The organism is Burkholderia latens, from assembly GCF_902499045.1.
Taxonomy (GTDB): domain Bacteria; phylum Pseudomonadota; class Gammaproteobacteria; order Burkholderiales; family Burkholderiaceae; genus Burkholderia; species Burkholderia latens.
Map to the genome: position 1 here is coordinate 15,225 of NZ_CABVPL010000072.1, position 13,950 is coordinate 29,174.

At 66.1% G+C, this 13,950-nt stretch carries 11 protein-coding genes and 1 pseudogene; 3 read left to right on the top strand and 9 right to left on the bottom strand.

The genetic code is table 11. From position 1 onward, the window contains the following. Positions 1–6: 6 nt before the first annotated feature. From bamA to rpsB, 9 genes are all read right to left on the bottom strand, one after another. Positions 7–2,313, bottom strand: a complete 2,307-nt coding sequence (gene bamA / locus BSE24067_RS30475) for an outer membrane protein assembly factor BamA (protein ID WP_151066953.1) — start codon at positions 2,311–2,313, stop codon at positions 7–9. 64 nt (positions 2,314–2,377) lie between these two features. Beyond that, on the bottom strand, positions 2,378–3,751 hold the full coding sequence (rseP, locus tag BSE24067_RS30480) for an RIP metalloprotease RseP (RefSeq protein ID WP_151066954.1): 1,374 nt from the start codon (positions 3,749–3,751) through the stop codon (positions 2,378–2,380). Positions 3,752–3,762: 11 nt separating this feature from the next. Then, the gene (locus BSE24067_RS30485) at positions 3,763–4,959 is read right to left on the bottom strand and encodes a 1-deoxy-D-xylulose-5-phosphate reductoisomerase (protein WP_151066955.1); all 1,197 of its coding nucleotides are present in this window, start codon (positions 4,957–4,959) and stop codon (positions 3,763–3,765) included. Between the two features lie 15 nt (positions 4,960–4,974). Continuing rightward, positions 4,975–5,796 carry a phosphatidate cytidylyltransferase gene (locus tag BSE24067_RS30490; protein ID WP_151066956.1) on the bottom strand — a complete coding sequence of 274 codons (822 nt, stop codon included), beginning with the start codon at positions 5,794–5,796 and terminating at the stop codon, positions 4,975–4,977. Beyond that, positions 5,790–6,572 carry a polyprenyl diphosphate synthase gene (gene uppS / locus BSE24067_RS30495; RefSeq protein ID WP_151066957.1) on the bottom strand — a complete coding sequence of 261 codons (783 nt, stop codon included), beginning with the start codon at positions 6,570–6,572 and terminating at the stop codon, positions 5,790–5,792. Before uppS ends, BSE24067_RS30490 begins: the two co-directional genes overlap by 7 nt. Before the next feature lie 48 nt (positions 6,573–6,620). After that, positions 6,621–7,181, bottom strand: a complete 561-nt coding sequence (gene frr, locus BSE24067_RS30500) for a ribosome recycling factor (protein WP_006483822.1) — start codon at positions 7,179–7,181, stop codon at positions 6,621–6,623. Between the two features lie 102 nt (positions 7,182–7,283). Beyond that, positions 7,284–7,997 carry a UMP kinase gene (gene pyrH, locus BSE24067_RS30505; protein WP_011885142.1) on the bottom strand — a complete coding sequence of 238 codons (714 nt, stop codon included), beginning with the start codon at positions 7,995–7,997 and terminating at the stop codon, positions 7,284–7,286. A 156-nt stretch (positions 7,998–8,153) separates the two neighbouring features. After that, positions 8,154–9,035 carry a translation elongation factor Ts gene (tsf, locus tag BSE24067_RS30510; protein WP_040144485.1) on the bottom strand — a complete coding sequence of 294 codons (882 nt, stop codon included), beginning with the start codon at positions 9,033–9,035 and terminating at the stop codon, positions 8,154–8,156. Positions 9,036–9,197: 162 nt separating this feature from the next. Further along, on the bottom strand, positions 9,198–9,938 hold the full coding sequence (gene rpsB / locus BSE24067_RS30515; RefSeq protein ID WP_059450023.1) for a 30S ribosomal protein S2: 741 nt from the start codon (positions 9,936–9,938) through the stop codon (positions 9,198–9,200). Between the two features lie 385 nt (positions 9,939–10,323). On the opposite strand from rpsB, the gene map reads away from it, so the two are divergent. The 3 genes and pseudogenes from map to BSE24067_RS32695 form a co-directional block, all read left to right on the top strand. After that, the gene (gene map, locus BSE24067_RS30520; protein ID WP_151066958.1) at positions 10,324–11,139 is read left to right on the top strand and encodes a type I methionyl aminopeptidase; all 816 of its coding nucleotides are present in this window, start codon (positions 10,324–10,326) and stop codon (positions 11,137–11,139) included. 58 nt (positions 11,140–11,197) lie between these two features. Further along, positions 11,198–13,774, top strand: coding sequence for a [protein-PII] uridylyltransferase (locus tag BSE24067_RS30525; protein ID WP_151066959.1), 2,577 nt, complete (start codon positions 11,198–11,200; stop codon positions 13,772–13,774). A gap of 16 nt (positions 13,775–13,790) precedes the next feature. Continuing rightward, positions 13,791–13,950, top strand: a pseudogene (locus tag BSE24067_RS32695) (pseudouridine synthase); the annotation flags it as partial.

Consider the following 13,950-nt stretch of genomic DNA (forward strand, 5'->3'; position numbering starts at 1 on the left):
GTTCGATCAGAACGCCGTCCCGATCTGGAACTGGAATTTCTGGTACTGGTCGCCTTCGTGCTTCTGCAGCGGGAAGCCGAGGCTCAGCTTCAGCGGGCCGATCGGCGAGATCCACGCGAGGCCGACACCGTAGCCGTAGCGCAGGCCGTTCGCGCCGGTACTCGTGCCGCCCGGCGCGTTGCCCCACACGTTACCGCCGTCGAGGAACGTGAACACGCGCAGCGTGCGGTCGTAGCCGGTGCCCGGCAGCGGGAACGTCAGCTCGATGTTGCCGACCAGCATCTTCGAGCCGCCGATCGGGTCGTTCGTCTTCGTGTCGCGCGGGCCCAGCGAGCTCGGCTCGTAGCCACGCACGGAGCCGATACCGCCCGCGTAGTAGTTCTTGAAGATCGGGTACGGGTTGCCGATGCCGTTACCGTAGCCGCCCTGCAGGTTCAGGCCCAGGATGAAGCCACGCGAGAACGAATAGTAGTACTGCGCCTGCAGGTCGGCCTTGTAGTACTGGATCTTGCCGACCGGCACGCCGTATTCGACGTTCGCCTGCGTGAAGTAGCCGCGGCTCGGAATCAGCGCGCTGTCACGCGCGTCGCGCGACCACGCGACCGTCAGCGGCACCGTGTTCGACACACGGCCGAACTCGTTCACGTAATCCTGGTAGCTCTGCGGCGTGTTCGAGTCGACGTCGAGACGGTTCTGCTCGAAGCCCGCGCCGAAGTAGACGGTGTCGACTTCCGAGAACGGAATGCCGAACTTCAGGTTGCCGCCCGCGCTGATGATCCGGAAGCTCGAGCTCGTCGAGTAGTAAAGCGGCTGGTACGTGCGGTAGAAGACGTCGGTGATCCGCTTGATGCCGTCGACCGTGAAGTACGGGTCGACCTGCGTGACGGTCAGCGTGCGGTAGCTCTTCGCGGTGTTCACGTTCACCGACAGGCTCGTGCCGGAGCCGAACACGTTGTCCTGCGACACGCCGGCCGACAGCACCACCTTGTCCGTCGACGAGAAGCCCGCGCCGAGCGTGATCGCGCCGGTCGGCTTTTCGTCGACCTTCACGTTCACGTCGACCTGGTCGTTCGTGCCTTCGACCGGCACGGTCGTCACGTCGACGTTGGTGAAGTAGCCGAGACGGTTCACGCGGTCCTTCGACAGCGCGAGGCGGTTCGAATCGAACCACGAGCTTTCGAGCTGGCGCATTTCGCGGCGCACGACTTCGTCGCGCGTACGCGTGTTGCCGACCACGTTGATGCGGCGCACGTACACGCGGCGGCTCGGATCGACGACGAGGTTCAGGTTCACCTTGTGGTTTGCCTGGTCGATGTCCGGCTGCGCGTTGACGGTCGCGAATGCGTAACCGTATTCGCCGAGCTTGTCGACGATCGACTTCGTCGTCTGCTGCAGCTTTTCGGCCGAGAAACGATCGCCCGGCTTGATCTTGATCAGCTTGTTCAGTTCGGCTTCGCGATCGAGCAGGTTGCCCGACAGCTTGATGCCCGACACCGTGTACGGCTCGCCTTCGTGCAGCGTGACCGTCAGGTACATGTCCTTCTTGTCGGGCGAGATCGACACCTGCGTCGACTCGATGTTGAACTCGAGGTAGCCGCGATTCAGGTAGTACGAGCGCACGGCCTCGAGGTCGCCCGTCAGCTTTTCCTTCGAGTACAGGTCGTTCTTCGTGTACCAGGAGAACCAGTTCGGCGTCGACAGCTGCATCTCGTCGCGCAGCGTGCTCGTGCTGAACGCCTTGTTGCCGATGAAGTTGATCTGGCGAATCTTCGCGCTCGGGCCTTCCGCGACCGCGAACAGGATCGACACGCGGTTCGCGTCGACCGGCGTGATCGTCGTCTTGACCTCGGCCGCGTAGAAGCCGCGCGTCAGGTACTGGCGCTTGAGCTCCTGCTCCGCCTTGTCGACGAGCGCCTTGTCGTAGTAGCGGCCGTCGGCCAGACCCACCGCGCGCAGCGCCTTCGTCAGGTTGTCCTTGTCGAATTCCTTCGTGCCGGTGAAGTCGATCGACGCGATGGCCGGACGCTCCTGGACCTGCACGATCACGACGTTGCCCTGGGTAGCGATGCGCACGTCGTTGAAGAAGCCCGTCGCGTACAGCGCGCGAATTGCTTCGGATGCCTTGTCGTCGGTGAAGGTATCGCCCTGCTTGATCGGCAGGTACGCGAACACCGAACCCGCTTCGACGCGCTGCAACCCCTCGATCTTGATGTCTTGCACCACGAACGGTGCCGCTGCATGCGCCGCGAGGCCGTGCGCGGCGAGTGCGGCCGCTGCAACTGTCTTAGGTACAAAGCGATGAGGTTTGAACAACGTGCATCCCCAATATTTAGCTGCATCAAATCAGGCGGCGGCCGACTGGCCGCCGCCTGACGCTTCAGAAATGGATTAACCGAGCCAGGTCGTTGAACAGCGCGATCGCCGACAACGCGACAATGCAGATCAACCCGGCTCTTTGCAGAATCAGCTGCCAGCGCTCCGAGACGGCTTTCCCGGTCGCGGCTTCAACCAGATAATATAACAGATGCCCCCCGTCCAAAACGGGAATCGGCAGCAAGTTCAACACCCCGAGGCTAATGCTGACAAGGGCGAGGAACGACAGGAAGGCCGACGGACCGAGCCGCGCGCTCTTGCCCGCGTAGTCGGCGATCGTCACCGGGCCGGACAGGTTCTTCAGCGACGCATTGCCCGTGATCATCCGGCCGAACATCTTCAGCGAATACACCGCGATGTCCCACGTGCGGTGCGCGCCGAGCCGCAGGCTCTCGAGCGGCCCGTAGCGCACGTCGACCGACGGCGTGTGCATCGACAGCGCCGCGCCGATGCGGCCGATCTGCTGCCCCGTCTCGTCGTCGCGCTGCACCTGCGGCACGATCCGCACGGTTTGCGTCGCACCGCCGCGCTCGATCTGCAGGTCGACTGCCTCGCCCGCGTGGTGCTTTACCGCGTCGATGAACCGCGATGCGCCGCCGATCGGCTTGCCGTCGAGCGTGAGCAGCTTGTCGCCGGCCTTCAGACCAGCCTGCTCGGCCGCGCTGCCCGGCTGCACCGACGCGACCGACAGCGTGCCGCCGCCGGTCTCGAAGCCCAGGTGCAGCATGAAGTCGTCGTCGAGCTGGCTTTCGGGAACATTGCGCAGGTCGACGCGGAAGTCGAACGTCGACGAGCCGCCGTCGCGCGCGCCGAGCACGACCTCACGATGATCGAACGCGGCGGCCAGCAGCTTCCAGCGCAGGTCCGACCACGAGCGCACCGGCGCGGCCTCGCTGCCGTCGGCATCCCGGATCGACACGATCGTCTCGCTGCCGTCGAAGCCCGCGCGAGCCGCGACCGTGCCGGCGGCCGGCGGCGCGAGCACCGCGGCCGGCTCGGTCACGCCGGTCGCGAATACGATGGAAAAGAGGACGATTGCCAACAGGAAGTTCGCGATCGGGCCGGCGGCGACGATCGCGATGCGCTTGAACACCGATTGCCGGTTGAACGCCTGGTCGAGTTCCTCGGGCTTCACGCCAGGCCCCGGCTCGCGCTCGTCGAGCATCTTCACGTACCCGCCGAGCGGCAGCGCGGAAAGCGTCCATTCGGTGCCGGTCCTGCGGCTCACCCAGCGCGCGACGGGCTGGCCGAAGCCGATCGAGAAACGCAGCACCTTCACGCCGCACCAGCGGGCGACGCGATAATGTCCGTACTCATGCACGACGACCAGCACCCCGATCGCCACCGCAAACGCGATCAGTTCGACCAGCACGTTCATGAGCACCTCATTCAGACAGTGCGCTCCACGCGTGGCGCAGGCGCTTTCGCAATGATCTCGGCGGCGAGGCGGCGTGCCTCGGCATCCGCCGCAAGGACGTCGTCGAGCCCGTTCGGCTCGCGGTTCGGCAGTGCGTTGAGCACCGCGTCGACCGTCGCCGCGATCGCCATGAAGCCGATCCGGCGCTCGAGAAACGCTTCGACCGCGATTTCGTTGGCCGCGTTCAACGCGGCGCTCGCGATACCGCCTTCTTCAAGCGCCTTCAGCGCGAGTGCGAGGCACGGGAAGCGCGCGTAATCGGGTTTCTCGAACGACAGCTGCGCGATCTGCGCGAGGTCGAGCTGCTCGACACCCGCGTCGACGCGCTCCGGGAATGCCAGCGCGTGTGCGATCGGCGTGCGCATGTCCGGGTTGCCGAGCTGCGCGAGCACCGAGCCGTCGCGATACGACACGAGCGAGTGGATCACGCTCTGCGGGTGGATCAGCACGTCGATCCGGTCGCCGGCCAAGCCGAAGATCCAGTGCGCCTCGATCACCTCGAGGCCCTTGTTCATCATCGTCGCGGAATCGACCGAAATCTTGCGGCCCATCACCCAGTTCGGGTGCTTGCACGCTTCGTCCGGCGTCACGTCGACGAGCGTCGCCGGCTCGCGTGTGCGGAACGGGCCGCCCGACGCGGTCAGGATGATCTTCGAGATCCCGCCGTGCTCGCGCTCGTCGCGTGGCATGCACTGGAAAATCGCGTTGTGCTCGCTGTCGACCGGCAGCAGGATCGCGCCATGGTCGCGCACCGCGTCCATGAAGATCGCGCCCGACATCACCAGCGATTCCTTGTTCGCGAGCAGGATGCGCTTGCCCGCGCGCGCGGCCGCGAGGCTCGGCGCGAGGCCGGCCGCGCCGACGATCGCCGCGACGACCGTGTCGCAGCCGTCGCTTTTGGACACGTCGACGAGCGCCTGCGGCCCGTACAGCACCGTGGTCTTGCTGCCCGCCGCGCGCAGCCGCGCCTCGACGTGCGCGGCCGTCGCCGCATCGCCGACCACCGCGACTTCGGGGGTGAAGCGCAGGCACTGCTCGACGAGCTTGTCGCCGTTGCGGTGCGCGGTCAACGCGTAGACCGAGAAGCGCTCGGGATGGCGCGCGACCACGTCGAGCGTGCTGTCTCCGATCGAGCCCGTGGAACCGAGCAGTGTCAGACGTTTTTGCATAACAGAAATAGTGGTTTATCCAAGCAGCAGCATCGCGAGCGGCAGCACCGGCAGCAGCGCGTCGACGCGATCGAGCACGCCGCCGTGACCGGGCAACAGGCCGCTCGAATCCTTCACGCCCGCCTGACGCTTGAGCAGCGACTCGAACAGGTCGCCGATCACGCTGTAGACGACCAGCAGCGTCAGCGCGGCCCACGCACCGGGCATTCCGTAGCGTGCGGCGAATGCGGAAAACAGGGTCGGTTCGAACCAGTGCGCGGCCATCGCGACGCCGGCGACGATCACCACGGCGAGCCAGCCGCCGATCGCGCCTTCCCAGCTCTTGCCGGGACTGATCGTGATGGCCAGTTTACGCTTTCCGAAGGCCTTGCCCGCGAAGTATGCGCCGATATCGGCGAGCCAGACGACTAGGAGCAGCGACAGCACGAACGGCACGCCCTGCGCCCGCGCGGCGACGAGCGCGTGCCAGCAGGCCGCGAACACGACGAGGCCGGCCGCGAGCAGGAACGGCCGCCAGACGCCGCCCGCGAGCGTGGGCTTGCGCCGCAGCGAGAACGGGCCGACCAGCAGCCAGAACACGCCGGCCGCCATGAAAAGGGGACGGGACGAAGTCGCGCCGACGCCGAGCGGCGTGGTGGCCGCGAGCGCGAGCGCCGCGACGATCGCATAGACGACGGAACCGGCCGCGCCGAGCTTCAGCAGGCGCGCCCATTCCCATGCGGCGAACACGAGCACGACGCCGATCAGCGCGCCGAAGCCGGCGAGCGGCGCGAACAGCGTCACCGGCAGCAGCACTGCCAGCATCACGACCGCCGTGATCACACGGGTCTTCAGCATGAAAGGGAATCGGCGTTCTGCGATTGCGGTTCGAGCTGCGCGCTGGTGCGTCCGAAACGGCGCTCGCGCTCGGTGTACGACGCGATCGCGTCGGCGAGCGCCGCGCCGTCGAAGTCCGGCCAGTATTTGTCCGTGAAATAGAATTCGGCGTACGCGAGCTGCCACAGCAGGAAATTGCTGACGCGCTGCTCGCCGCCGGTGCGGATGAAGAGATCGGGCTCCGGCGCATAGGCCATCGCCAGGTGCGGCGCGAACGCTTCCTCGGTCACGTCGACCTCGCGGCCCTCGCGCACGGCCTGCTGGACGAGTTTCTTCGTCGCCTGCAGGATGTCCCAGCGGCCGCCGTAGTTCGCGGCGATCGTGAGAGTCAGGCGGGTGTTGCGCGCCGTCTTGGTTTCGGCGCGGCGGATCAGTTCGCGGATGCGCGGCTCGAAACGCTCGAGATCGCCGACCACGCGCAGGCGAATGCCGTTCGCGTGCAGCTTGCCGATCTCGCGCTCGAGCGCGGTGATGAACAGGCGCATCAGGAACGATACTTCGTCGTTCGGGCGGCGCCAGTTTTCCGAACTGAACGCGAACAGCGTCAGGTATTCGACGCCCGCGCGCGCGCAGCCTTCGACCACCGCCCGCACGGCATCCACGCCGCGGGTGTGCCCCGCGACGCGCGGCAAGCGGCGTTCGGTCGCCCAACGGCCGTTGCCGTCCATGATGATCGCGATATGACGCGGCACGGCGCCGACGTCAGGCACGCGAACAGTAGAGCTGGTATAGGTCATGGCCGTTGAGACAGTGATGCGGGAGAAGGCGGCGCGCGAGGACGGTCGTCAGACCGTCATGATCTCGGCTTCCTTGGTCTGCACGAGCTTGTCGACTTCGGCGACGTGCTTGTCCGTCAGCTTCTGCACGTCGTCGCTCGCACGGCGCTCGTCGTCTTCCGAGATTTCCTTGTCCTTCACGAGCTTCTTGAGCGCTTCGTTCGCGTCGCGGCGCAGGTTGCGGATCGCGACCTTGGCCGTTTCGCCTTCGCTCTTGACCACCTTGGTCAGCTCGCGGCGGCGCTCTTCCGTCAGCGCGGGCATCGGCACGCGGATCAGATCGCCGGCGGTTGCCGGGTTCAGGCCCAGATCGGCTTCGCGGATGGCCTTCTCGACCTTCGCGACCATGTTCTTTTCCCACGGCTGCACGCCGATCGTGCGCGCATCGACGAGCGTCAGGTTCGCGACCTGCGAGATCGGCACCATCGAGCCGTAGTAGTCGACCTGCACGTGATCGAGCAGACCGGTATGCGCACGGCCCGTGCGGATCTTCGCCAGATCGTTCTTGAACGCTTCGATCGAGCGCTGCATCTTCTGCTCTACGCCCTTCTTGACATCAGCGACACTCATTTCAACCTCCGAACCTTCAAACCTTCAATGAACGCGGGCCCCGCCCGGCGCGCCACGCGCCGCGGCCGACGACCCTCGCCGCTTGCCCGCATCCGCGGGAGTTTACACGTGGACGAGCGTACCTTCGTCCTCGCCCAGCACGATGCGCTTGAGCGCGCCCGGCTTGTTGATCGAAAACACGCGGATCGGCAGCTTCTGGTCGCGGCACAGCGCGAAGGCCGTCGCGTCCATCACCTGCAGATTGCGGCTGATCGCCTCGTCGAAGCTGATCGTCGTGTAGCGCGTGGCCGACGGATCCTTCTTCGGATCGGCAGAATATACGCCATCGACCTTGGTCGCCTTCAACACGACCTCGGCGCCCACCTCCGAGCCGCGCAGCGCGGCGGCCGTGTCCGTCGTGAAGAACGGGTTGCCCGTGCCGGCCGCGAAGATCACGACCTTGCCTTCCTCGAGCTGGCGGATCGCGCGCGGCCGGATGTACGGCTCGACGACCTGGTCCATGCGCAGCGCGGACTGCACGCGCGCGACGATGCCGGCGTGGCGCATCGCGTCCTGCAGCGCCAGCGCGTTCATCATCGTCGCCAGCATCCCCATGTAGTCGGCCGTCGCGCGATCCATGCCGGCCGCACCGCCCGCGACACCGCGGAAAATGTTACCGCCGCCGATCACGACCGCGAGCTGCGTGCCGAGACCCACGACTTCGGCGATATCCGCCACCATCCGTTCGATCGTCGCGCGATTGATGCCGAAGGCATCGTCGCCCATCAGCGCTTCGCCGGAGAGTTTGAGGAGGACGCGTTTATAGGCATTGGACATAGGGGCTTCCGAGCGACGAGAGGATGACAACCACGAACTGTAGGGGCGAAATACTGATTCGGGCAAGCGCCGGCGACCGGACCGGGGTTCCCGGCCGGCCGGCGGCGCCGCCGGCCGCGGCGGAGCGGACGCCCGCCGCGGATACTGCCTGATTGCTTACTGCTGCTTTGCTGCTGCGACTTGCGCGGCCACTTCGGCGGCGAAGTCGTCCTGGCGCTTCTCGATGCCTTCGCCGACGACGAACAGCGCGAACTTCTGCACCGCCGCATTCGCTGCCTTCAGCATCTGCTCGATCGTCTGCTTGTCGTTCTTAACGAACGTCTGGTTCAGCAGCGACACTTCCTTCAGGTACTTCTGAACGCTGCCGTCGACCATCTTCGCGACGATTTCAGCCGGCTTGCCCGATTCGGCAGCCTTCTGCTCGGCGACGCGGCGTTCCGTTTCGATCAGTTCCGCCGGCACGTCCGCCGACGACAGCGCGACCGGCTTCATCGCGGCGATGTGCATCGCGACGTCCTTGCCGACCTGCTCGTCCGCGCCCGTGTACTCGACGATCACGCCGATGCGTGCGCCGTGCAGGTACGTCGCGATCTTGTTCGCGGTTTCGAAACGCACGAAACGGCGGATCGAGATGTTCTCGCCGATCTTGCCGACCAGTGCCAGACGCACTTCGTCGACCGTCTTGCCGTCGAGCGGCAGCGCCGACAGCGCAGCCACGTCGGCCGGGTTCTTCGTCGCGACCAGTTCTGCAACCGTCTTCGAGAACGCGAGGAAGTCGTCGTTCTTCGCGACGAAGTCGGTTTCGCAGTTCAGTTCGACGAGCGCGCCCGCGTTGCCGCCGACGAACGATGCGACGACGCCTTCGGCCGTCACGCGCGATGCCGCCTTGCTCGCCTTGTTGCCGAGCTTGACGCGCAGCAGCTCTTCAGCCTTGGCCAGGTCGCCGTCGGCTTCCGTCAGCGCCTTCTTGCACTCCATCATCGGTGCGTCGGTCTTTGCGCGCAGTTCTGCCACCATGCTTGCGGTAATTGCCGCCATCATTCGCTCCTTGAGTCTGTATTCACCACGCCGCCCGCTTGGACGCGAACGGCCGAAAATCGTTTCCGGACCCGCGCCGATTCGGCGCGATCAGGTCCGGCGCACAAGCTTAAAAAAAGGGGGCCTGTTGAGAGCCCCCTTTTTGCGCCGGCTCGGGGCCAGTTACGCGTTTTCCTCGACGTATTCGTCGTCGCCACGCACAGCCTGAACCACTTCGTTGACCGCGTTCGCACGGCCTTCCAGGATCGCGTCGGCCACGCCTTGCGCGTACAGCGCAACTGCCTTGCTCGAGTCGTCGTTACCCGGGATCACGTAGTCCACACCTTCCGGCGAGTGGTTCGTGTCGACCACGGCGATGACCGGCACGCCCAGCTTGTTCGCTTCCGTGACGGCGATCTTGTGGTAGCCGACGTCGACGACGAAGATCGCGTCCGGAATGCCGCCCATGTCCTTCACGCCGCCGATCGACTTCTGCAGCTTGGCGATTTCGCGCTCGAACAGCAGCGCTTCCTTCTTGCTCATCTTCTCGAGCTCGCCCGCCTCGACTGCGGCTTCCATGTCCTTCAGGCGCTTGATCGACACCTTCAGCGTCTTGAAGTTGGTCATCATGCCGCCGAGCCAGCGTGCGTTGACGTACGGCATGCCCGCACGTTGCGCTTCCTGGGCGATCGTGTCACGCGACTGGCGCTTCGTGCCGACGAACAGGATCGTGCCGCGGTTCGCTGCCAGCTGGCGCACGTACTTCTGTGCGTCCGTGAACATCGGCAGCGTCTTTTCGAGGTTGATGATGTGAATCTTGTTGCGATGACCGAAAATGAACGGAGCCATCTTCGGGTTCCAGAAGCGCGTCTGGTGACCGAAGTGGACACCTGCTTCCAGCATTTGGCGCATCGTGACTGCCATGTAAATTCTCCACGAGGGTTGGGTCTTAAGCCGGCTGCCGTACCGCCGCGCGAACACGCCCTGAGGCTCTTCGTTCCGCGCGGCCGGCACCCTGGTTGCGCCGGCTTGCGATTCGGCACGTGCGAAAATGCGCGTGCCGCAAGCCTTTCATCGCGATGCCGCCACATCACCCCGGATGGAGCATGTTCGTCATTTGGATGTCGACTTAGCCAGAGAGTATAGCACGTCGATTTGTCGGCTCTCAAGTCGCACGCCGCTTTCGCCTGCCGCCCGGCAGGCGGCCGGACAATCCGCGAAAACCCGCACCGGCACCGCCCGCAGGGGCTGCGAGGGCCGCCATAAGGTGCGATAATCCGTCAATTCACCGCATTCCAGGCATACCTCGATGGCTATTACGCTCAAAAACGAACACGACATCGCCGAGATGCGCGTCGCCTGCCGTCTCGCGAGCGAAGTGCTCGACTTCATCACGCCGCACGTCGTCGCGGGCGTCACGACCGCCGAGCTCGACCGGCTCTGTCACGAATTCATGGTCAACGAACAGGGCACGATCCCCGCGCCGCTGAATTATCAGCCGCCCGGCTACCCGCCGTACCCGAAAGCCACCTGCATCTCGGTCAACGACGTGATCTGCCACGGCATTCCCGGCGAGAAGGTGCTGAAGAACGGCGACGCGCTGAACATCGACATCACCGTGATCAAGAACGGCTACTTCGGCGACACCAGCCGGATGTTCATCGTCGGCGAGGGCTCGATCCTCGCGAAACGCCTCGTGCAGACCACCTACGAGTGCATGTGGCTCGGCATCGACCAGGTCAAGCCCGGCGCGCACCTCGGCGACATCGGCTACGCGATCCAGAAGCATGCGGAAGCGCAGGGCTACAGCGTCGTGCGCGAATACTGCGGCCACGGCATCGGCACGGTGTTCCACGAGGATCCCCAGGTCGTCCATTACGGCCGCCCGGGCACCGGCATCGAGCTGAAGGCCGGGATGATCTTCACGATCGAGCCGATGATCAACGCCGGCAAGCGCGACATCCGCACGATGCCCGACCAGTGGACGGTCAAGACGCGCGACCGCAGCCTGTCCGCGCAATGGGAGCACACCGTGCTCGTCACCGAAACGGGTTACGAGGTGCTGACCGTGTCGGCCGGCTCGCCGGCGCGCCCGGTGTTCGCGCAACCGGCCGCCGCGGTCTGAGCGCCGTCGCGTCACTCGTCACTCCGATCCACCCGCACCCAGACCTGAACGGCCGCCCATGAGCGCTCACGCCGCCCCCTCGCCCCAAGCGCTGTCGCGGCGCGCAGAATTCAAGGCCGCCAAGGCCGGCCTGCTCGAGCGCTTTCGCAGCGCGACGAACGTCGCATCGCTGATGCACGCGCTGTCGAAACTCACCGACGACGCGCTCAAGCGCGTGTGGGACGACTGCGAACTGCCCGCGACGCTCACGCTCGTCGCCGTCGGCGGCTACGGGCGCGGCGAGCTCGCGCCCCACTCCGACGTCGACATCCTCGTGCTGCTGTCCGACACGCACGACGCGGCGCTCGACGCCCGCATCGAGCGCTTCATCGGGATGGCATGGGATCTCGGGCTCGAGATCGGCAGCAGCGTGCGCACGGTCGCGCAATGCATCGAGGAGGCGTCGCAGGACGTCACCGTGCAGACCTCGCTGCTCGAGGCACGCCGCATCGTCGGCAGCACCGCGCTGTTCGAGCGCTTCACCGTGCGCTATCACCAAGCGCTCGACGCGCGCGCGTTCTTCACCGCGAAGGTGCTCGAGATGCGCCAGCGCCATGCGAAGTTCCAGGACACGCCATACAGCCTCGAGCCGAACGTGAAGGAAAGCCCGGGCGGCCTGCGCGACCTGCAGACGATCCTGTGGATCGCGCGCGCGGCCGGCTTCGGCAGCAGCTGGCGCGAGCTCGACACGCGCGGCCTCATCACGGAGCGCGAAGCGCGCGAGCTGCGCCGCAACGAAGGGTTCCTGAAGACGCTGCGCGCGCGGCTGCACGTGCTTGCCGGCCGCCGCCAGGACATGCTCGTGTTCGACCTGCAGACGCAGGCGGCCGAGAGCTTCGGCTACCGGCCGACGCAGGCCAAGCGCGCGAGCGAGCAGCTGATGCGCCGCTACTACTGGGCCGCGAAGGCGGTCACGCAGCTCGCGACGATCCTGATCCAGAACATCGAGGCGCAGTTGTTCCCCGCGACGAGCGGCATCACGCGCGTGCTGTCGCCCGATCGCTTCGTCGAGAAGCAGGGCATGCTCGAAATCGTCGACGACGGCGTGTTCGAACGCCATCCGGACGCGATCCTCGAGGCGTTCCTGCTGTACGAGACGACCCGCGGCGTGAAGGGCCTGTCCGCCCGCACGCTGCGCGCGCTGTACAACTCGCGCGAGATCATGAACCACACGTGGCGGCGCGATCCGAAGAACCGCAGCACGTTCATGCAGATCCTGCAGCAGCCCGAAGGCATCACGCACGCATTCCGGCTGATGAACCAGACGAGCGTGCTCGGCCGCTACCTGCTGAATTTCCGCCGCATCGTCGGCCAGATGCAGCACGACCTGTACCACGTGTACACGGTCGACCAGCACATCCTGATGGTGTTGCGCAACATCCGCCGCTTCGCGGTGGCCGAACACGCGCACGAATACCCGTTCTGCAGCCAGCTGATCGGCAATTTCGAGCGGCCGTGGGTGCTCTACGTCGCGGCGCTGTTCCACGACATCGCGAAAGGCCGCGGCGGCGATCACTCGACGCTCGGGATGGCCGATGCGCGGCGCTTCTGCCGCGAGCACGGGATCACCGGCGACGATGCGGCGCTGATCGTGTGGCTCGTCCAGCATCACCTGACGATGAGCCAGGTCGCGCAGAAGCAGGACACGAGCGATCCCGAAGTCATCAAGCGCTTCGCGGAAGTGGTCGGCAACGAACGCTATCTGACCGCGCTGTACCTGCTGACCGTCGCCGATATCCGCGGCACGAGCCCGAAGGTATGGAACACGTGGAAAGGCAAGCTGCTCGAGGATCTCTACCGCATCACGCTCGCGGTGCTCGGCGGCGCGAAGCCCGACGCGCATTCGGAACTGAAATCGCGGAAGGAGCAGGCGCTCGCGCTGCTGCGGCTCGAGACGGTGCCCGACGACGCGCACCGCGCGCTGTGGGATCAGCTCGACGTCGGCTTCTTCCTGCGTCACGACGCGGCCGACATCGCGTGGCAGACGCGCGTGCTGTACCGGCACGTGAACGCCGAGACCGCGATCGTCCGCGCGCGGCCGTCGCCGATCGGCGACGCGCTGCAGGTGCTCGTGTACGTGAAGGACCGCCCCGACCTGTTCGCGGGCATCTGCGCGTACTTCGACCGCAACGGGCTGTCGGTGCTCGATGCGCGCGTCAGCACGACACGGCACGGCTATGCGCTCGACAACTTCATCGTCACGCAGACCGAGCACGACGTGCGCTACCGCGACATCGCGAATCTCGTCGAGCAGCAGCTCGCGGCGCGCCTGGCCGAAACCGCCCCGCTGCCGGAGCCGTCCAAGGGCCGCCTGTCGCGGCTGTCGCGGACGTTTCCGATCACGCCGCGCGTCGACCTCCGGGCCGACGAGCGCGGCCAGTACTACATCCTGTCCGTGTCCGCCAACGACCGGCCGGGCCTTCTCTATTCGATCGCGCGCGTGCTGGCCGAGCATCAGGTCGGCGTCCACGCGGCGCGGATCAATACGCTCGGCGAACGCGTCGAGGACATCTTCCTGCTCGACGGTGCCGGCCTGTCCGACAACCGCCTGCAGATCCAGCTCGAAACCGAATTGCTGCGCGCGATCGCAGTCTGAATGAATCCCAGCGTTTATGCGCACCAAACTGACCGTCAAGAATCCGAAGCCGGCGTCGCCGACCCGCGCCCCTGTCCGCTCCGGCAGCCTCGTCGCCCGCAAGCCGGTGCGCGCCGCCGCGCCGTCCGCGGCCGACAAGCCGCCGCGCCCGAAAAAGGCCGCCGCGCCGGCCGCCG

What these genes read in the sequence shown, in the direction of transcription:
- uppS (WP_151066957.1), bottom strand. Translation starts at nt 6,572, where the DNA reads ATGACCTATACCAGCTCTACTGTTCGCGTGCCTGACGTCGGCGCCGTG.
- map (WP_151066958.1), top strand. Translation starts at nt 10,324, where the DNA reads ATGGCTATTACGCTCAAAAACGAACACGACATCGCCGAGATGCGCGTC.
- BSE24067_RS30485 (WP_151066955.1), bottom strand. Translation starts at nt 4,959, where the DNA reads ATGCAAAAACGTCTGACACTGCTCGGTTCCACGGGCTCGATCGGAGAC.
- BSE24067_RS30490 (WP_151066956.1), bottom strand. Translation starts at nt 5,796, where the DNA reads ATGCTGAAGACCCGTGTGATCACGGCGGTCGTGATGCTGGCAGTGCTG.
- rpsB (WP_059450023.1), bottom strand. Translation starts at nt 9,938, where the DNA reads ATGGCAGTCACGATGCGCCAAATGCTGGAAGCAGGTGTCCACTTCGGT.
- pyrH (WP_011885142.1), bottom strand. Translation starts at nt 7,997, where the DNA reads ATGTCCAATGCCTATAAACGCGTCCTCCTCAAACTCTCCGGCGAAGCG.
- frr (WP_006483822.1), bottom strand. Translation starts at nt 7,181, where the DNA reads ATGAGTGTCGCTGATGTCAAGAAGGGCGTAGAGCAGAAGATGCAGCGC.
- tsf (WP_040144485.1), bottom strand. Translation starts at nt 9,035, where the DNA reads ATGGCGGCAATTACCGCAAGCATGGTGGCAGAACTGCGCGCAAAGACC.
- rseP (WP_151066954.1), bottom strand. Translation starts at nt 3,751, where the DNA reads ATGAACGTGCTGGTCGAACTGATCGCGTTTGCGGTGGCGATCGGGGTG.
- BSE24067_RS30525 (WP_151066959.1), top strand. Translation starts at nt 11,198, where the DNA reads ATGAGCGCTCACGCCGCCCCCTCGCCCCAAGCGCTGTCGCGGCGCGCA.